The organism is Streptomyces sp. NPDC059852, assembly GCF_042731455.1.
Classification (GTDB): Bacteria; Actinomycetota; Actinomycetes; order Streptomycetales; family Streptomycetaceae; genus Streptomyces.
Window position 1 is genome coordinate 30,091 of record NZ_JBHWJK010000039.1, and the last position, 20,106, is coordinate 50,196.

At 72.8% G+C, this 20,106-nt stretch carries 20 protein-coding genes and 1 riboswitch; of the genes, 4 read left to right on the forward strand and 16 right to left on the reverse strand.

Annotated elements, in window-relative coordinates:
* Positions 1-18 precede the first annotated feature (18 nt).
* The 7 genes from ACFV46_RS32065 to ACFV46_RS32095 all read right to left on the reverse strand — a co-directional run bounded on the left by ACFV46_RS32065 (position 19) and on the right by ACFV46_RS32095 (position 5,768).
* Complete coding sequence (locus ACFV46_RS32065) at positions 19-1,203, reverse strand: LLM class flavin-dependent oxidoreductase (protein ID WP_385500804.1); 1,185 nt, start codon at positions 1,201-1,203, stop codon at positions 19-21.
* A 77-nt stretch (positions 1,204-1,280) separates the two neighbouring features.
* Positions 1,281-2,303 (reverse strand): ABC transporter substrate-binding protein, encoded by a 1,023-nt coding sequence (locus tag ACFV46_RS32070; RefSeq protein ID WP_361925327.1) that lies wholly within the window; start codon positions 2,301-2,303, stop codon positions 1,281-1,283.
* A gap of 64 nt (positions 2,304-2,367) precedes the next feature.
* A complete protein-coding gene (locus tag ACFV46_RS32075) occupies positions 2,368-3,153 on the reverse strand; it encodes an amino acid ABC transporter ATP-binding protein (RefSeq protein ID WP_385500805.1) in 786 nt (261 codons plus the stop codon).
* A complete protein-coding gene (locus ACFV46_RS32080; protein WP_361925323.1) occupies positions 3,150-4,133 on the reverse strand; it encodes an amino acid ABC transporter permease in 984 nt (327 codons plus the stop codon). The genes ACFV46_RS32075 and ACFV46_RS32080 overlap by 4 nt, the downstream gene beginning before the upstream one ends.
* A gap of 174 nt (positions 4,134-4,307) precedes the next feature.
* Positions 4,308-4,457 carry a hypothetical protein gene (locus tag ACFV46_RS32085; RefSeq protein ID WP_192806277.1) on the reverse strand — a complete coding sequence of 50 codons (150 nt, stop codon included), beginning with the start codon at positions 4,455-4,457 and terminating at the stop codon, positions 4,308-4,310.
* Positions 4,458-4,487: 30 nt separating this feature from the next.
* A riboswitch (SAM riboswitch) is annotated at positions 4,488-4,595 on the reverse strand.
* Between the two features lie 38 nt (positions 4,596-4,633).
* Positions 4,634-5,530 carry a glutathione S-transferase C-terminal domain-containing protein gene (locus ACFV46_RS32090; protein WP_376727870.1) on the reverse strand — a complete coding sequence of 299 codons (897 nt, stop codon included), beginning with the start codon at positions 5,528-5,530 and terminating at the stop codon, positions 4,634-4,636.
* 139 nt (positions 5,531-5,669) lie between these two features.
* The gene (locus tag ACFV46_RS32095) at positions 5,670-5,768 is read right to left on the reverse strand and encodes a putative leader peptide (protein WP_318841309.1); all 99 of its coding nucleotides are present in this window, start codon (positions 5,766-5,768) and stop codon (positions 5,670-5,672) included.
* 150 nt (positions 5,769-5,918) lie between these two features.
* Between ACFV46_RS32095 and ACFV46_RS32100 the strand changes: the two genes are divergently transcribed.
* Positions 5,919-6,659 (forward strand): class I SAM-dependent methyltransferase, encoded by a 741-nt coding sequence (locus ACFV46_RS32100; RefSeq protein WP_361925319.1) that lies wholly within the window; start codon positions 5,919-5,921, stop codon positions 6,657-6,659.
* A 17-nt stretch (positions 6,660-6,676) separates the two neighbouring features.
* Here ACFV46_RS32100 and ACFV46_RS32105 read toward each other — a convergent pair whose 3' ends face one another.
* From ACFV46_RS32105 to ACFV46_RS32145, 9 genes are all read right to left on the reverse strand, one after another.
* Complete coding sequence (locus ACFV46_RS32105) at positions 6,677-7,135, reverse strand: Rrf2 family transcriptional regulator (RefSeq protein WP_062739843.1); 459 nt, start codon at positions 7,133-7,135, stop codon at positions 6,677-6,679.
* 72 nt (positions 7,136-7,207) lie between these two features.
* Positions 7,208-8,464 (reverse strand): acyl-CoA dehydrogenase family protein, encoded by a 1,257-nt coding sequence (locus ACFV46_RS32110; RefSeq protein ID WP_385500806.1) that lies wholly within the window; start codon positions 8,462-8,464, stop codon positions 7,208-7,210.
* 90 nt (positions 8,465-8,554) lie between these two features.
* Positions 8,555-9,709, reverse strand: a complete 1,155-nt coding sequence (locus ACFV46_RS32115; RefSeq protein WP_385500807.1) for an LLM class flavin-dependent oxidoreductase — start codon at positions 9,707-9,709, stop codon at positions 8,555-8,557.
* A gap of 43 nt (positions 9,710-9,752) precedes the next feature.
* The gene (ssuE, locus tag ACFV46_RS32120; RefSeq protein WP_361925313.1) at positions 9,753-10,310 is read right to left on the reverse strand and encodes an NADPH-dependent FMN reductase; all 558 of its coding nucleotides are present in this window, start codon (positions 10,308-10,310) and stop codon (positions 9,753-9,755) included.
* Between the two features lie 76 nt (positions 10,311-10,386).
* Entirely contained in the window at positions 10,387-11,664 is a 1,278-nt protein-coding gene (locus tag ACFV46_RS32125; protein WP_385500808.1) for a sulfite oxidase, read from the reverse strand.
* Between the two features lie 54 nt (positions 11,665-11,718).
* Entirely contained in the window at positions 11,719-12,483 is a 765-nt protein-coding gene (locus ACFV46_RS32130; protein WP_385500809.1) for an amino acid ABC transporter ATP-binding protein, read from the reverse strand.
* A 26-nt stretch (positions 12,484-12,509) separates the two neighbouring features.
* A complete protein-coding gene (locus ACFV46_RS32135) occupies positions 12,510-13,463 on the reverse strand; it encodes an ABC transporter substrate-binding protein (RefSeq protein ID WP_385500810.1) in 954 nt (317 codons plus the stop codon).
* Positions 13,460-13,999, reverse strand: a complete 540-nt coding sequence (locus ACFV46_RS32140) for a GNAT family N-acetyltransferase (RefSeq protein WP_361925306.1) — start codon at positions 13,997-13,999, stop codon at positions 13,460-13,462. The genes ACFV46_RS32135 and ACFV46_RS32140 overlap by 4 nt, the downstream gene beginning before the upstream one ends.
* Entirely contained in the window at positions 13,996-15,123 is a 1,128-nt protein-coding gene (locus ACFV46_RS32145; RefSeq protein ID WP_361925304.1) for an LLM class flavin-dependent oxidoreductase, read from the reverse strand. The genes ACFV46_RS32140 and ACFV46_RS32145 overlap by 4 nt, the downstream gene beginning before the upstream one ends.
* A gap of 559 nt (positions 15,124-15,682) precedes the next feature.
* Here ACFV46_RS32145 and ACFV46_RS32150 point away from each other — a divergent pair.
* From ACFV46_RS32150 to ACFV46_RS32160, 3 genes are all read left to right on the forward strand, one after another.
* Positions 15,683-16,687 (forward strand): amino acid ABC transporter permease, encoded by a 1,005-nt coding sequence (locus tag ACFV46_RS32150; protein WP_385500811.1) that lies wholly within the window; start codon positions 15,683-15,685, stop codon positions 16,685-16,687.
* Positions 16,684-18,660, forward strand: a complete 1,977-nt coding sequence (locus ACFV46_RS32155; protein ID WP_385500812.1) for an FAD/NAD(P)-binding protein — start codon at positions 16,684-16,686, stop codon at positions 18,658-18,660. The genes ACFV46_RS32150 and ACFV46_RS32155 overlap by 4 nt, the downstream gene beginning before the upstream one ends.
* 321 nt (positions 18,661-18,981) lie before the next feature.
* Positions 18,982-20,091, forward strand: a complete 1,110-nt coding sequence (locus ACFV46_RS32160; RefSeq protein ID WP_361925298.1) for an ABC transporter substrate-binding protein — start codon at positions 18,982-18,984, stop codon at positions 20,089-20,091.
* The last annotated feature ends 15 nt before the right edge of the window (positions 20,092-20,106 follow it).

The window sequence follows — 20,106 nt, forward strand, 5'->3', positions numbered from 1 at the left end:
GGCGAGCGTCCTTCCGGCTCAGGCGGCGTAGCGGTTGGCGGGCCGGGCGAGGCCGAGCAGGCCGCGCAGGGTGCGGGCCTCGTAGGCGCGGCGGAAGACACCGCGGCGTTGGAGCTCGGGCACCAGGCCGCGGGTGATCGCCGGCAGGTCGTGGCCGGCGACGGCGGGGCGCAGCCGGAAGCCGGTGAGCCCTGCGGCGTGGAACTCCTGCAAGAGGTCGGCGAGTTGGGCGGGGCTGCCGGTGAAGATCGGTGCGTCGCCGGTGTACGGCTCTCCGGCGAGCGCGTCGAGCCGTTCCCGGCGGGCCCGCGCGGCGGCCGGGTCGTCGTCGAGGAACACGACGAGGTCGCCGAAGACGTGCAGCGGCTCGTCGGCGCGGCCCGCCGTGCGCTGTTCGGCGCGGATCGCGGCGACCACGGCCCGGGCCTCGCCGGTGTCGTGCGGGGTGACGTAGCCGATGTCGGCGGAGCGGGCGACGAGCCGGTAGGGCACGGTGTCGTGGGCGAGGGCGCTGACGACGGGCTGCCCCTGTGGCGGCCGGGGGGTGATGGAGGGGCCCTTGACGCTGAAGTGGCGGCCTTCGAAGTCGATGTAGTGGAGCTTGTCCCGGTCGATGAAGCGTCCGGTGGCGGTGTCGCGGATCTCGGCGTCGTCCTCCCAGCTGTCCCAGAGCCGGCGGACGACCTCGACGTGGTCGGCGGCCTCGTCGAAGAGCTCGTGGACGGCGGGCGTGTCGTAGTGGTCGATGCGTGCGATCGTGCGGCGGCCGAAGTGGGCGGCCTCGTTGGGTCGTGCGGTGATCTGGACGCGCAGGCCCGCCCGGCCGGAGCTCACATGGTCGAGGGTGGCGATGGCCTTGGATATGTGGAACGGCTCCGTGTGCGTGGCCACCACGGTCGGCACCAGTCCTATGTGGTGGGTCAGGGGGGCGACGCGGGACGCGATGAGGACGGCGTCGAGCCTGCCGCGGACCTGGTCGGTGCGTCCGTCGAGGTCGAGGAAGTGCGAGGACTGGAGGCCGAGGCCGTCCTCGATGGTGACGAGGTCGAGCAGGCCGTGCTCGGCCTCGGTGACGAGGTCGGTCCAGTAGGCGGCGGTGAACAGGTCCCGGGGCCGGGCGACCGGCTCGCGCCAGGAGGCGGGATGCCAGCCGGTGCCGTCCAGGGCGACGGCGAGATGCAGGGGGGTGGGGTGTGGGGACACGGTCGGTGGCCTTCCTGTGGTCCGTACGACGGCGCCGGGCCCTCCGCCGGGGAGGGCCCGGGCCCGGTGTGGGGTCGTCAGGAGTTGTCGAGGGGCAGGCCGGGCGGGTTCACCTCCGCCTTCTCCACGGCCTCGCCGGAGAGGTTCCACGCGGCGAGCCACTTGGCGTACTGCCCGTGGTCGATCAGGTGGTTGATGGCCTCGGCGAGGGGCTCGGCGAGTCCGCTGTCCTTCTTCGCGGTCGCGGCGATCAGGCCCTGCAGGGTCGCCCCGGCGCCGGAGAACCGCCCGGCGATCCGGGTCGGGTCGGGCGAGCCGCTCGTCTGGGTGACGTGGTAGGAGAGGTTGGGGCTGGGCCCGAAGTAGGCGTCGATCTTGCCGCTGTGGAGGGCCAGATAGGTGCTGTTGGTGTCCTGGAAGTACTTGACCGTCAGCTTCTCGCCCTCCTTCTCCAGGCGGTTCTTCCACTCGAGCAGGATGCGTTCCTGGTTGGTGCCGGCGCCGACGGAGACGGTGGTGCCGGCGAGCGTCCTGTAGTCGCCGTCGAAGCGGAACCCGGAGTCCTTCGGCGCTTCGAAGGCCAGGTCGTCCTTGCGGTAGGAGGCGAACTCGTACTTCTGCTTGCGTTCCTCGGTGTCGGTGATGTTCGAGAAGCCGACGTCCACCTTGCCGCTGTCGATGCCGACGAAGAGGTTCTCCCAGGTGAACCGCTTGACCTCGGGCTTCAGTCCGAGGACGGCGGCGACCAGGCGCGCGAGGTCGATCTCGGAGCCGGTGAGGGTCTTCTGGTCGCTGCCCACGAATCCCAGGGGTGGCGCCCCGGAGGGCAGCGTGCCGGAGCCGATGACGAGCCGTCCGCTCTTCTTCAGGCCGGCGGGCAGCTTGGCGCTGATGGACTTCACCTCGGACACCTCGAGGGTGGTCTCCTTGGCGGCGCCGTTGGAGAGCCGGCCGACGGTGACCGTGCCGGCGCTGTCCTGCGTCGAGGTGGCGGCGTCGCTGTCGCCGCCGCAGGCGGTGAGCCCGGTGGCGAGGGTGGCGGCGGCGGTCGCGGCGGTGATGCCGCGGAGCAGGGCACGTCGGGTGATGTGGGTGGGCATGGCCGTCCTTGGGTGTGCGGGGCGGGTCGTGGGCGGGCGTGGGGGGAAGCGCGAGGGAGGGGGGTCAGAGGACCTTGCTGAGGAAGTCCCTGGTCCGTTCGTGCCGGGGTGCGTCGAGGACCTCGGAGGGCGGGCCCTGTTCGACGATCCGGCCGCCGTCCATGAAGACGACGCGGTCGGCGATCTCGCGGGCGAAGCCGATCTCGTGGGTGACGATGAGGAGGGTGGTGCCGCTGGTCGCCAGGTCCTTGATGACGGCAAGGACTTCGCCGACGAGTTCCGGGTCGAGGGCGGAGGTCGGCTCGTCGAAGAGGATGACGCCGGGGCGCAGCGCGAGGGCGCGGGCGATGGCCACGCGCTGCTGCTGCCCGCCGGACAACTGCCGTGGGTAGGCGGTGGCCTTGTCGGCGAGACCGACGCGGGCGAGCAGGTCGCGGGCGAGTTCCAGCGCGGCGGGCTTGGCGAGCCGGCGGGTGGCCACGGGGGCGGCGGCGACGTTGTCGAGGACCGTCAGGTGCGGGAACAGGTTGAAGTTCTGGAAGACGAAGCCGATCCTGCCGCGCTGGGCGAGGATGGCCCGCTCGCCGATCTCCTTGAGGCGACCGCCGTGCCGGCGTACACCGATCGGTTCGCCGTCGAGGCTGACGTACCCGATCTCGGGCTTCTCCAGGTGGTTGACGACCCGCAGGAGCGTGGACTTGCCGGAGCCGGACGGGCCGAGGATCACGGTGACCTCGCCGGGCCGCACGGTCAGGTCGACCCCGTTGAGCACGCGGTGGGCGCCGTACCACTTGTGCACGTCGTGCACCTCGACGGTGGCGGGCGCGTGGTCGTCGACGGCGGTGCTCATACGGCGGCCTCCCGGCGTGCGCGGGCCGTCAGCTCGGTGACGGAGGCCCGCAGTCTCTGGAGCGGGGTCGGCGGCAGGGAGCGTGTGGCGCCCCGGGCGTAGTGCCGCTCGACGTAGAACTGGACGACGGAGACGACGCTGGTCAGGACGAGGTACCAGACGGTGGCGACCATGAGCAGCGGCACGATGTCGCCGGGGTAGGTGGAGCCCATGGACTGCGCGGCGCCGAACAGGTCGAGCAGGGACACGTAGAACACCAGCGAGGTGCCCTTGATCAGGCCGATGAGCTGGTTGACGTAGTTCGGCACGATGGACCGCAGCGCCTGGGGGAACACGATGCGGCGGAACTGGTAGCCCTTGGGCAGCCCGAGCGCGGCGGCGGCCTCGTGCTGGCCCTGGTCGACGGAGAGGATGCCGGCCCGGACGACCTCGGCGGCGTACGCGGACTCGTGGAGGCTGATGCCGACGACCGCGATGACGAGGTCGGTGGCGAGCTCCGACTCGTCGAAGGTGAGGAAGGCGGGGCCGAAGGGGACGCCGAGGCTGAGCGTCTTGTAGAGGGCGCTGAAGTTGTACAGGAACAGCAGGACGACGATGAGCGGGATGGAGCGGAACGCCCACACGTACACCCAGCTGACGGCGCGCAGCACGGGGCTGCGGGAGAGCCGGGCCAGCGCGAGCAGGACGCCGCCGAGCAGGCCCAGGACGGCGCTGTAGGCGGTGACTTCGAGGGTGACGAGGAGTCCGTCGACGATGGTGGGCCGCAGGAACCAGTAGCCGAAGCGGTCCCACTGGTAGAAGGGGTTGGTGACCAGGCCGTGGACGAACTGGGCGGTGAGGACCAGCACGGCGGCGGTGGCGATCCAGCGGCCGGGGCGCCTGAGCGGCAGCACGCGCTGGGCGGTGAGCGGTCCGGACGGGGTGGCTGCGGGCGGCGGCGCCTCGGCCAGGGAGACGGCGGCGCCTGGGGGTTCACTCATGGTGGGCTCCGGCTGGAGTCGGACGGGCCCGGGGGACGTGGACACCTCGGCCGCGGGCACGGCCGGTCGACGGCGGGGCCGGGGAGGTGGGGACGCACGGTCACCGGGGCGGGGCGGGGGACGGCACACCGCTGCGGCGGTGGGCGTCGGGGGTGCGGTGCCGCGGAGGAGAGGTCAGCCGCGGCGGCGGGCGCAGCCCGGTGCGGTACACAGTGCGCTGTTCACGCGGAGCAGATCGACGGCCCGGTCCGCGGCGAACAGGGTGGCGTACGCGTGGACGCGGCCGCGAGGGCGGCCGGTGGCCGTCCTGGGGGCTGCGTCCATGGCGTCACTCACTCTTCCGGCCGCTGGCGGCCTGCGCGCTTACCGAAGTCATCCGGTCCGGTCGTCACCTGGGGCACCCCACCGCGATGCGAGGGTTGCCGGTCAGCAAGCCAGGGCTTGTCGCTGACACTCATGACCGATCTGGGCCGTAGTCAATCCAGTGGAACGGGGGAATGTCAACGGTGGTCCACGGAGCGGGACGGCTCCGCGGTCCGGGCGGTGTGCGCCGCCCAGTCCAGGATCTGCACGGCGGCGCCGGCGGCCTCCAGCCCGCGGCAACGGGCGTGGTGGCGGCGGGAGATGGCGTCCAGGTCGAGGTGGGCGCCGAACGCCGGGTGGGCGGCGAGCCGGCGGGCGTATCCCCACAGGGCGGTGTGGGCGGCGATCCGCTCGACGGCGGCGGCGTCCAGGTGGTGCCGGTGCACGGTGTCCAGTTGGACGAGGGTGACCCACAAGTCGACGTCGGCGGCGGTGATCTGATCGCGGATCATGTGGGTGCGGCCGGTCAGCCAGCGGTCGAGCGCGCCGAGGGAGCGCAGCAGGGTCTCCAGGGCCGCCTCGCGCTCGGCACGGCCGGCGCCGGCCGTGCCCGCGTTCTGCGCGGCGTCCTCGACGTCCTGGGCGCACATCCGCTCCACGGCCTCGATCTCGGACTCGGCGCCGCAGGGGTACAGGGACGCGTGACAGCCGCCGAAGTGCCGGTCGAGGTCGCGCATGATGTCGGGGGCGTGCGTGCTGACGATGCGCCCCGACCAGTCGTCGCTGAGCACCGGGGCGAGGGCGGGGCCGGGGTAGCGGTGGGCGCTGGCCTCGTACAGCGGGCGCAGCGCGGTGTGTCCGCCGTCGGGGCAGTCGGGGACCGCGGGCAGGAAGGCGGCCGGGCAGACGTCGCCGAGCTGGAGCAGGCTGTGGGCGACGGCGATGCGCAGGCCGTCGGGGCAGGCGGTGGAGAGGTGGAGGCGGTAGCGGCGCGGCACGGCGTAGTGGCCGCTGCGCGCGTCGCTGCCGATGCGGCCGCGGAAGGCGGGGGCGGTCCGGATGGACGGGTGTGCGGCCGACGGTGCGACGGTCATGGCTCTCCCCTGGGCAGGCGTGTGGGCATACGGCGGGGCCGGCGGGTGGCGTCCGGCGGGCGTGGGCATGCGGCGGAGTGCGGTGTGCGGGCATGCGGACCAACGCGTGGCGGGGGGTGGCGGGTGCCGCGCTCAGCGGTCAGATCGCGCTGCAGACGCGCTGCAGGTCGATGTGGCGGCGGGAGGTGAGGAGGGGCGTACGGGTCACTCGTCCGGTGACCGTCCCTGCGCGCCCCATGCTTCCCTACCTTTTCACTAGGAAACCTATGGTGAGTGTCGGTCCCCGCGCGCCCGGCGTCAAGAGGGCGTCCGCGGATCGGGCGCCGCGCCCGCTGCCCCGTGGAAAACCGTGTGCAGTGCGGCGGTTGCCGGCAGTACGGTGCCCGGCGTGATCGATGACGACGGATACTTCGGAGAACCCATCGCGGCCCGCTACGACACCACGTCGGCGGACATGTTCCGTCCGGAGGCGGTGGACCCGGCGGTCGACCTGCTGGCGGAGCTGGCCGGCGACGGCGCGGCGCTGGAACTCGGCGTCGGCACCGGCCGGATCGCCCTGCCGCTGGCCGCGCGGGGCGTGCCCGTGCACGGCGTCGACATGTCCCGGGCGATGGTGGCGCGGCTGCGCGCCAAGCCCGGCGGCGACGCGGTGGGCGTGACGATCGGCGACTTCGCGACGACCCGGGTGCCGGGCGAGTTCGCCGTCGCCTACCTCGTGTTCAACACCATCAACAATCTGACGACGCAGGACGCCCAGGTCGACTGTTTCGCGAACGTGGCCGCGCATCTGCGTCCCGGCGGCCGCTTCGTCGTCGAGGTCGGCGTGCCCGAGCTGCGGCTGCTGCCGCCGGGGCAGAACGCCGTGCCGTTCCGCATCAGCGACTCCGGCTGGGCGTTCGACGTTCTCGACCCCGCCACGCAGGCCATGAGCTCGAACTACGTGACCATCGTCGACGGCCGCGCGGAGCACCGCTCCATCCCGTTCCGGTATGTGTGGCCGGCGGAGCTGGACCTGATGGCGCGGCTCGCCGGGCTGCGGCTGCGGGACCGGTGGGAGGACTGGAACCGGACGCCCTTCACGGGCGAGAGCCGCACACACGTGTCGGTCTGGGAGAAGCCGGCGCTCTGATTTAGGGTCGCACCTCTCTAGGGGTTGGTCCACGCCTCGGGGTCGTCCGCGAGGTGCAGGACGTCGTCGGGGAGCTTCGCCGCGGCCACGTCGGCCAGGGTGACCTCTCCGAGGATCTTGCGGACGTTGGCGCGGACGGCGATCCACAGCGGCAGGAGCGATTCGGCGGGTCCGATGTAGGAGAGGTCGGGCGGGCGGACGCCGCGCACGGAGACGAGGGGGCCGTCGGCCACCCGGATGACCTCGGCGATGGCGATGGCGTCCGCCGGGCGGGCGAGCCGGTAGCCGCCCTTGCCGCCGCGCTGGCTGACGACGAGGCCGCCGCGGCGCATGTCGCCGAGGATGCCCTCGAGGAACTTGTGCGGGATGCCCTGGGCGTCGGCGATCGCCTCGGCCTTCAGGGACGTGTCGTCGCCGGCCGCGGCCAGCTCCAGCGCCGCCCGCACCGCATAGTCCGCCCTGGCCGAGATCCGCATGCGCTGATTATCCCTCACGTGCTTCCCGCGCTCACCCACCGGTCCAGGGTGCCGTGAGCGGGGGGCGGGAGGTCAGGCCGGCAGGTGGAACGGCGGGTGGGCGCCGTTGAGGAAGTAGTCCCCGATCTCGCGCAGCCGGTGGGCGACCGGCTCGCGCAGGGTGTGGGTGCGGGTGTCGCGCCAGAACCGGTCGAGGCCGTGCCGGGTGAACGCGGCGGGGGCGCCGATCGCCTCCAGGGCGCGGCTGGTGATCTCCTGCGCGGCCCGGGAGGCGGCGGCCTCGGCGGCGCCGGCGAGCACGGCGATCTCCGCGCACTCCTCGTCGTCGAGGTCCTCGCCCCGGCCGAGGCCGGTGACCAGGGCGTCGACCGCCTGGTCGGCGAGGGCGGACGCGGCCCGCGCGGCGACCGTGAGCTCGCCGTAGGCGGTGAGCGCGTACGGGTCCTGGGGCGGGCCGCCCGGCCAGGGCTGGGCCGAGAACGGTTGCCAGGGCGCCCGTACGACCCGTCCGTGCTCCCGGACCTCGCCGAGCAGCCCTTCGGCGACGCCGAGACAGAAGTGGGCGGAGACCAGGCGGGCGGTCGGCACGGACAGGCCGGCGAAGGGCGACAGCGCCCCGTCGTCCGGGGAGAGCGACCCGAGTATGTCGTCCGCCCCGACGGGGACCGCGTCGAAGCCGACGCCGCCGCCCGCGGCGAGCCGCTGCCCGAAGGTGTCGCCGGCTCCCGCGCCGAGGACTCCGGGGTGGGCCGGGTCGACCAGGACGGCGACCGGTTCACCGGTGCCGGGCACGGCGGCGCGGACGACCAGCCGGTCGGCGACGCCGACTCCGGTGTCGTAGCGCTGGTGACCGTCCAGCAGATGCCCCTGCGCGGCCGGCGTCAGCATCAGCGGGGGTTCCTGGGAGGCGATGCCGCCGCCCCAGCACCACTGGCCGTCCGCGAAGGACCGCTCGATCCGGGCGGCCCGCTCGGGTCCGCCGAAGAAGCGGGCGGTGGAGGACAGGAAGTAGTGGCTGCCGAGGAGCCGGCCGATGGCCCCGTCGGCGGCGGCGACGGTCCGTACGACGGCGTAGGCGGTGCGCCAGTCCGCTCCCCCACCCCCGAGCGCGGCCGGGACGAGCAGGGTCAGCAGCCCCGACTCGCGCAGCCGGGCCACCTCGTCGTGCGGCGGCTTGCCCGCCTGCTCGCGCTCGACCACGTCGGTGGCGAGGTCGTCCGCGAGGTCGCGCGCGATGTGCCGCCAGCCGGCGGGGGCCGGGGCCGGTGCGGAGGTGTCCCGCCCGGCGTGGCCGGACACGGCGGCCGGGTCCGGTGGGGCGATCGTCATGGCGTCATCCTCACTCGCTCCACGGACCACGGTCAACACTTCCCTAGTAATTCGATAGGAATTCTAGGGAACGTGTCTCGATCCCGTCGCTCACCGCCCCGCGAAGGGGACTTGAGCGGCCGGCACCACGGCCGGGGCGCCGTGGAACGGGTGCCTCCACAGCCCGCGCGCCGCCAGCCGCGGCAGCACGTTCTCCCCGAACCAGTACGCCTCCTCCAGGTGCGGGTAGCCGGAGAGCACGAACTCGTCGATGCCGAGCCGGTGGTACTCCTCGATCCGCTCGACGACCTCGTCGTGGCTGCCGACCAGCGCGGTGCCGGCGCCGCCCCGCACCAGCCCGATGCCCGCCCACAGATTGGGGTGGATCTCCAGGTCGTCCGCACGGCCGCCGTGCAGGGCGAGCATCCGCCGCTGCCCCTCGGACTCGCTGCGGGCGAGCCCGGCCTGCACGGCCCGCACGGTCTCCGTGTCGAAGCCGTCGAGCAGCCGCCGCGCCTCGGCCCACGCCTGTTCGGCCGTGTCCCGGGTGATGACGTGCAGCCGGATGCCGAAGCGCGGCTCACGGCCCTGCGCGCGGGCCAGTCCCCGCACCCGAGCGATCTTCTCCGCGACGGCGGCGGGCGGTTCGCCCCAGGTGAGGTAGACGTCGGCGTGCCGGGCGGCGACCTCCACGGCGAGGGGCGAGGAACCGCCGAAGTACACCTCGGGGACCGGGTCCGGTACACGGGCCAGCTTCGCGTCCTCGACCTGGAGGTGCTCGCCGACCAGGTCGACGCTCCCGCCCTCCAACAACCCCCGGACGATCTGCAGGAATTCGCCGGTACGGCGGTAGCGGTCGTCCTTGTCGAGGAAGTCGCCGTAGGCGCGCTGCTCCCGGCTCTCGCCGCCGGTGACCACGTTCAGCAGGAGCCGGCCGCCGGTGTGCCGCTGGAAGGTGGACGCCATCTGCGCGGCGAGCGTCGGGGAGACGGCACCGGGCCGGAACGCGACCAGGAACTTCAGGCGTTCGGTGTGCCGGCTGACCATGGCGGTCGTCAGCCAGGCGTCCTCGCACCAGGCACCCGTGGGGGTGAGGGCCCCGCTGAAGCCCAGGTCCTCGGCGGCGCCCGCGATCCGGCTGAGATAGGCGACCGACGGCGGCCGGTCGCGGCCCGAGGCCGTGGCGGGGCTGCCGTGGCCGCCGCCGACGACATGGCGGCTGTCGCCGTTGGTGGGCAGGAACCAGTGGAAGGTGAGGGGCGGCACGAGGGTCTCCGTTCGTGGTGGGCGGGTGGGGCGGGGCGTGGCGTCAGCCGGTGGCCGCCAGCACCACGGGGCGTCCGCCGAGTGCGAGCGAGAACTGGTCGGTGACCTGGGCCAGGGCCTCGGCGGAGGCCGGGGCGACGGTGAGCGTGCCGTCGTCGGCCGCGGTGATGTCCTTGTCGAGGGTGAACCAGCCCGGAGTGATGTGGGCGGGACCCATGGAGTTGAGAACGGGGCGCAGGGCGTAGTCGATCGCCAGCACATGGGCGGTGGTGCCACCCGTGGCGAGCGGGAGGACGGTCTTGCCCGCGAGGGCGTACTGCGGGAGCAGGTCCAGCAGGGACTTCAGCAGACCGGAGTAGGCGGCCTTGTAGACGGGGGTGCCGATGACGACCCCGTCGGCCCGCTCGAACAGCGCGGCGGCCTCGACGATCGCCGGGTGCGCGAAGTCGGCGTGCAGCAGCGCCTGGGCCGGCAGGGTGCGCACGTCGAGCGGGATCACCTCGTGCCCCTGGGCCCGCAGCCGGTCGTCGAGCAGGCGCAGCAGCCGGGCGGTGCGGGAGGTGGCGGACGGACTGCCGGAGACGGACAGGACGGTGGCCATGAGGGGACCTTTCGGTGGTGGGGCGGGTATACGGTCGGCGGTCCCGGTCCGGACTGCCGGTCCGGGGCCGGGGCGGTCAGATCACGGTCACCGGGTGGCGCACCACCGCGTCGAACAGATAGCCCTGCGTGTTGGGCACGGAGACGTCGGGCTGGCGCCGGCCTGCGGTGTCGGTGGCCCGGGCCAGCAGGTGGGTGGCGCCGCGGCCGGTGGGCCGCCAGGGGACGGACCAGCGGGTCCAGGTGCCGGCGCGGGGCCGGTCGTGGAGGTCGGCCCGCCGCCAGGTCGCCCCGCCGTCCGTACTGACGTCGACCCGTGCCACGCCGCCGGCGCCCGACCAGGACCGGCCGTGCAGCACATGGCCGCGTCCGGCGGCGAAGGTGGCGCCGGACGCCAGCTCGAACGCGCTCTTGAGGGTCTGCCGGGTCAGCGGGGCGCTGCCCTGCGGCGGCTGGGCGGGCCCGAACAGCCGGTAGAAGGTGGTGTTCCAGGGCGAGTACAGCGGCTGTGCGGACACCTCGATGTCGCCGACCCACTTGATGGACGCGATGCCCACCCAGGAGGGCACGAGGACCCGCACCGGGTATCCGTGGTCGTACGGCAGCGGCTCGCCGTTCATCTCGTACGCGAGCAGGACGTCGTCGAGGGCTTTGGCGAGCGGCAGCGGCCGGCGGACCCGGCCGAGGCTCTCGCCCTCGCTGACGTACTCGGCGTCCAGACCGCGCGGCTGCACGTCCACGGCGTGCCGGGACAGTCCGGCGCGGCGCAGGACGTCGGCGAGGCGGACCCCGCGCCAGCGGGCGACGCCGATCGCGCCGAGGGTCCAGGCGGTACCGCTCACCGTCTCGCCCTGCTGGGTCGTGTAATGACTGCGTCCGTTGCCGGCGCACTCCACGAACGCGGTGCGGGTGACGGACGGCAGGGCGCGCAGGTCGTCGTACCCGAACTCCACCGGCCGGTCCTCGGCGGGGGTGCCGCGCAGGCCGCTGCCCCACAGCCGCAGCCGCCAGTCGGCGGCGTCCAGGACGGGGGTGGCGGTGTGGTTGCGGACGAAGAAGCGCTCGTTGGGGGTGTGGTGGCCGGTGCCGCGCAGCGCCTCCCAGCGGGTCTCGGCGTTGGTGCCGCGCTGGATGAACCACTCGGGAGGCAGCGGTTTCACGATGGGTCCGGCGGCGTGGGCGGTGCGCGGCGCGGGCAGCGTGGTCGCGGCGGCGGTGGCGGCGAGCAGGGTGAGCAGACGGCGCCTGCTGACGCCGTCCGCTCTGGCGTCACCGGCCAGCCACTGGCGCAGTCTGCGGCGGTCGTAGGCGGCCTCGTCGAGCCGGGCGGCGGGGGTGGTGCCGGGCGGGATCATGGCGGGTCCTCCTCGAAGGGACGCGAAGGGGAGCGAAAGGGCGGGGCGGACGGGTCAGAGGACCTTGGACAGGAAGGCGCGGGTGCGTTCCCGCCGGGGCGCGTCGAGGACGGCGGCGGGGGGTCCCTGTTCCACGACGAGTCCGTCGTCCATGAACACCACGGTGTCGGCGACCTCGCGGGCGAAGCCGATCTCATGGGTGACGACGACCATCGTGGTGCCCGTGCCGGCCAGGTCCTTGATGACGTCGAGGACCTCGCCGACGAGTTCCGGGTCGAGCGCGGAGGTCGGCTCGTCGAAGAGCAGCACCTTCGGTTCCAGGGCGAGCGCGCGGGCGATGGCCACGCGCTGCTGCTGGCCGCCGGAGAGCTGCCGGGGGTAGGCGCCGGCCTTGTCGGCGAGACCGACCCGGTCGAGGAGCCGGCGGGCCGTAGCGACCGCCGTCGCCCGCGGTACGCGCCGCGCGGAGACGGGGGCCTCGACGAGGTTGTCCAGGACCGTCAGATGCGGGAACAGGTTGAAGTTCTGGAAGACGAACCCGATGCGGGTGCGCTGCCGCAGGACCTCCTTCTCCTTCCGTTCGTGCAGCTTGTCGCCGACGCGGCGGTATCCGACGAGTTCGCCGTCGACGCTGATCCAGCCCCGGTCGACCTTCTCCAGGTGGTTGATGGTGCGCAGCAGCGTCGACTTGCCGGAGCCGGACGGGCCGAGGATCACGGTGACCTCGCCTTCCCGGACCCGCAGGTCGATCCCGCGCAGGACGTCCAGCGGCCCGAAGCTCTTGTGGACGTGGTGGACGTCGATCATGACGTCGCTCATGTGTCCTCCCTGTCTCCGCGGGCCGGTCAGGTGTGTTCGGGCGGGTTGATGCGCGACGCGTCGATCGCGGAGGCGGTGGTGCCCCACTTGGCGAGGATGCGCCGGTAGGTGCCGTCCTCGATGAGATGGTCGACGGCGGCGCGGAACGCCGTGGTGAGCGGGGAGCCCTTCTTGAACGCGAAGCCCACGTCGAGGCGGTGGTACTCGCCGAGGAAGCGGGTGTGGGAGGCGGGCCGGGCCGCCTGGTACCGCAGTCCGTTGATGGTCGACATGATGACGTCGATCCGGCCCTGCTGGAGTGCGGTGAGGGTCGCGGCGTTCTCCGAGTAGACCTTCACGTCGTACGGCTTCTTGCCGGCCTCGGCGCACACGTCCTTCTGCGCGGTGAGGGTGGCCTCGAAGGTGGTGCCGGCGCCGGTGCCGATGGTCAGCCCGCACAGCTGGGTCAGGTCGGTGACCTTCTGGGTGAGGGAGTTGTTGTCGTCCTTCACGGCGAAGCCCTGGCCGTCGTTGATGTAGGTGACGAAGTCGATGGTCCTGAGGCGTTCGCGGGTGACGCCGAAGTTGCCCGTACCGACGTCGTACTTGCCGCTGCCGAGGGCGGGGAGGATCGTCTCGAAGGAGGCGTCCTGCCGCTCCGGCTTGAGGCCGAGCACCTTGGCGACGGCGTCGGCGAGGTCGATGTCCTGCCCCGCGGGCGCCTTGTCGGTGCCGTTCGGGTAGTACGCGCCGGGCGGGAAGCCTATGGAGCTGCCGATCGTGAGCGTCCCGGACCTGCGGACGTCCGCGGGCAGCAGGGCGGCGACGGAGTCCACCTCGCGGACGGCGGCGACCGGGTCGTCGGTGGGCGCGGGCGAGCCCTGGGCGCCCACGGCCGCCGCGCCGGTGTCGCCGGAGCCGCAGGCCGTCAGCGTGAGCAGGGGCAGCAGGGCGAGGGCGGCGGTGGCGTGGGGCCGTGTGCCGAGGGGGCGGAGGGTCACTGGTCCTGTGCCTTTCCGGGGTGTTCCGGCGCGGTGAGGTGTTCCTCGAAGGGCGCGGTGAGGTGTTTCTCGAAGGGCAGCGGGCCGATCGTCTCCGGGTCGGCCCGGGTGTCGAACAGCGGTGTGTAGCCGGTGGCGAGGTAGAGACCGCGGGCCTCCGGCTGGCGGGGTCCTGTGGTCAGGTGGATCCGCTCGTATCCGCGCTCGCCCGCCTCGCGTTCCAGTTCGGCGACGACCCGGCGGGCGAGGCCGCGACGGCGGTGCGCGGAGTGCGTCCAGATCCGTTTCAGCTCGGCCGTGGTGGCGTCGTAGCGGCGGAAGGCGCCGCCGGCGACGGGTTCGCCGCGTTCGAGGAGCAGCAGGAGCAGGCCGCCGTGTGCGGGGGTGAACTCCTCGTCGGGGTAGCGGGAGATCTCGGCGTGCGCGTCCTTGCCGTAGCGCGTGGAGTACTCGTGGACGAGTTCGCTCAGCAGGGGTCTGACGCGCGGGTCGGAGACGGGTACGTGGACGACGGTCAGTTCGGGGGCGGAGGTCATCCGGTCACCGCCGTGAGGGCGCGGGGTCCGCGGGCGGTGCGCTCGGCGTCGCGCTTGGCGACCTCCTCGCGGACGATCGGGATGACGTACCGGCCGAAGTCGATGGCGTCGTCGAGCAGGTCGTAGCCGCGCGCGGAGAGGATGTCGACGCCGAGGTCGTAGTAGTCGAGGAGGGCCTGCGCGACCGTCTCGGGCGTGCCGACGAGGGCGTTGGAGTTGCCCGCTCCCCCGGTGGCGGCGGCGGTCGGGGTCCACAGGGCGCGGTCGTAGCGCTCTCCGGCCTCGGCGATGGCGATGAGCCGCTGGGAGCCGGTGTTCTCGGGTGCCTCACCGCGGTGGTGGCGGACGACTCCGGACGCGCGGCGCTCCCGGATGGCGCCGACGGTGCGGTGCGCCTTCTCCCAGGCCAGTTCCTCGGTGGGCGCGATGATCGGGCGGAAGGCGACCTGGATGCGGGGGACGTCCGTGCGGCCGGCGGCCCGGGCGGCGGCCCTGACGTGCTCGATCTGCTCGGCGGTCTTCGCGAGGGGTTCGCCCCACAGGCAGTAGACGTCGGCCTCGGCGCCGCCGGCCGCGTACGCGGCCGGGGACGAACCGCCGAAGGAGACGCCGGGGCGGGGCTGCTGGACGGGGAGGACGTCGCTGACGAAGTCGTGGAAGCGGTAGTGCTCGCCCTCGTGGTCGAAGGGTTCGCGGGTGGTCCAGATCTTCTTGACGATCCCGATGTACTCGCGGGTGCGGGCGTACCGCTCGTCCTTGGTGAGGGTGTCGCCCTCGCGGCCCTGCTCGTGGTCGTTGCCGCCGGTGATGAAGTGGACGGTGAGCCGGCCCTCGCTGATCTGGTCGAGGGTGGCGAACGTCTTGGCGGCGAAGGTCGGGTAGGAGACGTTGGGCCGGTGGGCGAGGAGGATCTGCAGGCGCTCAAGGCGGCTCGCGATGAAGGCGGCGGCGGGCGCGGGGTCGGGCGATCCCGATCCGTAGGCGAACAGCACCCGGTCCCAGCCGTGCTCCTCGTGGGCGCGGGCGAGCCGGAGCGTGTAGTCCTTGTCGAACGCGGGGCCGGAGCGCGGTGTGGTTTCGGATCCGTCGTGGGTGGCGGCGATGCCGAGGAACTCCACGGGCATGGCAGGGGTGCCTTTCAGCGTGGGCGGCGGCCTGCGGGCATGCGGAACTGCCCTGCGGCGGCGCGCGGGTGAGGAGCCGTCAGATGACGGCGGGGTACGGGCGTGACGACGACGGACGTCGGTTCAGGAGGAGCTGCGGCAGCGCGCGTGAGAGGAGAGCTCGGCCCGCGACGGGGTCACCGAGGGAGGGAAGGGCCGGTCAGGCGGCCCGCTGCCGTGTCAGGCGCAACACGCCGCGGACCACACCCGACCGAAGTCGATGTGATCGCGCGTGACCAAGCGCTGCTGGGCAGTCATGGGGACCATTGAGCAGTACATCGTCCGGCCCGTCAAGCAGCGCCCGTATGCCGGACCGGGCCGGACCCGTGCGTCGCCGCCCTGTTGACAGGGCGACGTCAGGGGCACATACGATCGATGGCGGACCGGCTGTGCGCTGTGCGGCAGCCTCTCCGGCCGCGTTGAGGGACGCGGCGAGCGTGACGACACCGGACGACCCCGGCACCCCGTGCGTGCCGCGGGGTCACCCACGCCCGCGTTCCCTCCTCCGGAGAGCCCTTCCATGGTCACCTCGCCCGACGTCTCGTCCCTGCCCGCCGCCAAGAGTCCCCGCGCGTCCGGTCCTCCGGGCGCCGAACCCCGGATCGTGCCGCGCCGGCACACCGGCCGGTGGCTGACCGCCGCCGTCGCGCTGCTGCTGTTCGCGATGGTGGTGAACTCCGTCGTCCGCAACGACGCCTTCCAATGGGGCGTGGTGGGACGGTACTTCACCACGACCGCCGTCCTCGACGGGCTGCTGCTGTCCCTGTGGCTGACCGCCGTGGTCATGGTGCTGGGCTTTCTGCTCGGGACCGTGCTCGCCGTGGCGCGGCTGTCCGCGAACCCGGTGCTGCGCACGCTGAGCTGGGGCTATGTGTGGATCTTCCGGTCCACGCCGCTGCTGGTGCAGCTGCTGTTCTGGTTCAACATCGGCGCGCTCTACCCGACGCTCGGCCTGGGCATCCCCTTCGGCCCACAGTTCGTCACCGTCAAGACGGTCAATCTGCTCGGTCCCACGCTGACCGCCGTCATCGGCCTGACCCTGCACGAGTCCGCGTACGCGGCCGAGGTGGTGCGCGGCGGCATCCTGTCCGTCGACGCCGGACAGACGGAGGCCGCCCAGGCGCTCGGGCTGAGCAGGGCCCGTACCCTGCGGCGGATCGTCGTCCCGCAGGCGATGCGCTCGATCGTGCCGACCGCCGGGAACATGCTGATCGGCACCCTGAAGGGCACCAGCATCGTCAGTGTGCTCGCCGTGCACGACCTGCTGTACTCGGTACAGCTGATCTACAACCAGACGTACCAGATCATCCCGCTGCTCATGGTCGCCACGCTGTGGTACATCGCCGTCACGACGGTGCTCGGCGCCGGGCAGTTCTACGTCGAGCGGTACTACGCGCGCGGCAACTCCCGCGCCCTGCCGCCCACTCCGCTGCAGAGGACGCGGGACCAGCTGCTTCTGCTGCGGCGCCGGCTGGGTGCGGCGACCGCGTCCGACGCCCGTCCCGTGATCGGCGGTGACCGGTGAGCGCGGACTCCTCCCCGCCGGTCCTGGTCGTCGTCGGCGCGGGACCCCGCGCGACGGGACTGCTGGAGCGCATCGCCGCCAACGCCGGCGAACTGTGGGGTGACCAGGACAGGTTGCACGTCCATCTCGTCGACCCGCACCCGCCGGGGCCCGGCCGTATCTGGCGCCAGGAGCAGTCCGCGCTGCTGCGGATGAACTCCATGGCGGAGGACGTCACCATGTTCACCGACGAGTCCTCCACCATCGACGGGCCCGTGCGGCCGGGGCCCTCGCTCGCCGAGTGGGCCGCCCAGTTCTCCGGGCGGGGTCCGCGCCACGCGCCGTACGCCGAGCCCGCCGACCCTGACGTGCTGGCCGAGCTGCGGGAGCTGACCGGCTCCGACTTCCCCACCCGGCGGGCTCAGAGCGCGTACCTGGACTGGGTGTTCCGCCGGGTGCTGGCCGAACTGCCGCCGGGGATCACCGTCGAGTGGCACCGGACGACCGCGACCGCCGTCACCGGTCCGCCCGACGGGCCGCAGGAGGTGCGTCTGGCCGGCCGCGCCGATCCGCTCGTCGCGGACCTCGTGGTGCTGGCGCAGGGCCACCTCGAATCGGCACCGGACGCCGGGCACCGCGCGCACGCGGACTTCGCGCGCCGCCACGGGCTCTTCCATCTGCCGCCCGCGTTCTCCTCGGACGCCGACCTGTCCGCGCTGCGGCCCGGCGAGCACGTCGTCCTGCGCGGCTTCGGCCTGGCGTTCGTGGACCTGGTGTCCCTGCTGACCGAGGGCCGCGGGGGCGTCTTCCGCACCGGGGCCGACGGCACGCTCACCTATGTGCCGTCCGGCCGTGAGCCGGTCCTGCACGTGGGGTCGCGGCGCGGGGTGCCGTACCACTCGAAGACGCGCTACCGGCTCCAGGGGCCCCGGCCGCCGCTGCCCCGGCACTTCGGGCCCGAGGCGGTCGACGCGCTGCTCGCCGAGGGCCGCCCCCTGGAGCTGCGGCGCGACGTGTGGCCGCTGATGGCGAAGGAGATCGGGTTCGGCCACTATCACGAGCTGTTCCACGCCCACCCCGAGCGCACGGCACTGCCCTGGGCCGAGTTCTCCGCGGCTTACGACCGGCTGGGCTGGTACGACGACTCCCTGACCGCCCTCGTCGCACGGGCCGTGCCCGATCCGGCGGACCGGCTGGACTTCGAGGCGCTGGACCACCCCTTGGACGGTGTGGCGTTCCCGACGGCCGAGGCGTTCCAGGAGCATCTGCGCGACCATGTGGCCGCCGACGTCGCCCGCCGCGAGGACCCGGCGTTCAGCGCCGACCTCGGCGCGTTCCACGCCCTGCTCTCGGTGTACGGGCAGCTGCCGCGCCTGGTCGCCGCCGGACGGCTGTCGGCGCGGTCCCTCGCCACGGAGCTGGACGGCTGGTGGCACGGGTTCTTCAGCTTCCTGGCGTCCGGGCCGCCCGGCTTCCGGCTGCGGCAGCTGCTGGCCCTCTCGCGTGCCGGGACCGTCCGCTTCCTGGGCGCCGGCGTCTCGGTCGGCACCGACGAGGAGACCGGCACGTTCACGGCGTCCAGCCCCACGGTGCCCGGTCATGTCGTCCACGCGAGCGCCCTGATCGAGGCGTATCTGCCGGGCCCCAGCCTGGAACGGACCGAGGACCGGCTGCTGCGCGGGCTGTACCGGGCGGGCGCGCTGACCGAGGAGGTCGTCTCCGACGCCGGGTACCGGCACCGCTCGGGCCTGCTGGCCGTCGTCCCCACGGACGGGCATGTCCTCGACCCGTCCCTGGGCGGTCCGCACCCGCGCCGGATCGCGCTGGGCGCCCCGACCAACAGCCGGGCCGTCGCCGCGTTCGCCCGTCCCCGCACGGACGCGCCCGGTTTCCGGCAGAACGACGCCGTCGCGCGCGCTCTTCTGCGCGCCCTGCGCGCCGCCCCCGCGACCTGCGACATCTCGGATGGCGAGAAGGAAGTGTCCATCATATGAAAAGCCTCTTGGGGTAGCGCCCACCTTCTGCCACGATCCCCATCAACCAGGTAGGAAAACTATGGATCTGCGGGGTGGGGTGGCCATGAGTGCGCGTGACCACGCAGACCTGTGCCGTCCGCTGCTGACCTCGCGTCGGCACATCGACTTCGCCCGCACGTCCAGCGCCATCTGTCGGGGCCGCTGACGCCCGCGCGGGACCTGTCCGCACCGTTCCTGGGTCACCCCCGCCGGCACCCTCCGTGCCGGCGCTCCGCCGCGGCGCACGCGTGTGCGCGCCGCCGCCCCTTCCTGCTCACTCATCCCTGAGAGGACACCTCCGTGTCTGCCGCTCGCCCGCTCACCGCCCTGCGCACCGCCGCCGTCGTCGCGGCGCTCCCCCTGCTGCTGACCGCCTGCGGCTACGGCGCCGACTCCTCCGACGACGACGGCAAGAAGGCCGAGGTCGCGGCGGACGCCAAGAAGCTCTCCACCGACACGGTGAAGATCGGCTACTTCCCCAACCTCACGCACGCCACCGCCCTGGTCGGCGTCCAGGAGGGCCTGTTCCAGAAGGAGCTCGGTGGTACGAAGATCGTGCCGTCGACCTTCAACGCCGGCCCGTCCGAGATCGAGGCGCTCAACTCCGGCTCCATCGACATCGGCTGGATCGGCCCCTCCCCCTCCATCAACGGCTACACCAAGGCGCAGGGCAAGAACCTGCGGATCGTCTCCGGTTCGGCGTCGGGCGGCGTCAAGCTCGTCGTGAACCCGAAGAAGATCAAGTCCCTCAAGGACGTCAAGGGCAAGAAGATCGCCACCCCGCAGCTGGGCAACACCCAGGACGTGGCGCTGCTCAACTGGATCTCCGAGCAGGGCTGGAAGGTCGACGCCGAGAGCGGCAAGGGTGACGTGTCCGTCGTCCGCACCGACAACAAGATCACCCCGGACGCCTACAAGTCCGGTTCGATCGACGGTGCGTGGGTGCCCGAGCCGACCGCGTCCAAGCTGGTCGCCGACGGCGCCAAGGTGCTCCTGGACGAGTCCGACCTGTGGCCCGACAAGAAGTTCGTGATCACGAACATCATCGTGTCGCAGAGCTTCCTCAAGGACCACCCGGACGTCGTCGAGGCCGTGCTGCGCGGTTCGGTGAAGACCAACGCGTGGATCAACGCCAACCCGGACCAGGCCAAGGCGTCCGCGAACAAGGCGCTGGAGAGCCTCTCCGGCAAGGCCCTGCCCGCGAACGTGCTCGACCCGGCGTGGAAGTCGATCGCCTTCCTGGACGACCCGCTGGCGGCGACCCTCGACACCCAGGCCGAGCACTCGGTGGCGTCCGGCCTCCTGGACGAGACGGACCTCAAGGGCATCTACGACCTCCGTCCGCTGAACAAGGTCCTGAAGGCCGAGGGCAAGGACGCGGTCGACGACGCCGGTCTCGGCGTCAAGTAACCGCACCACCGCATC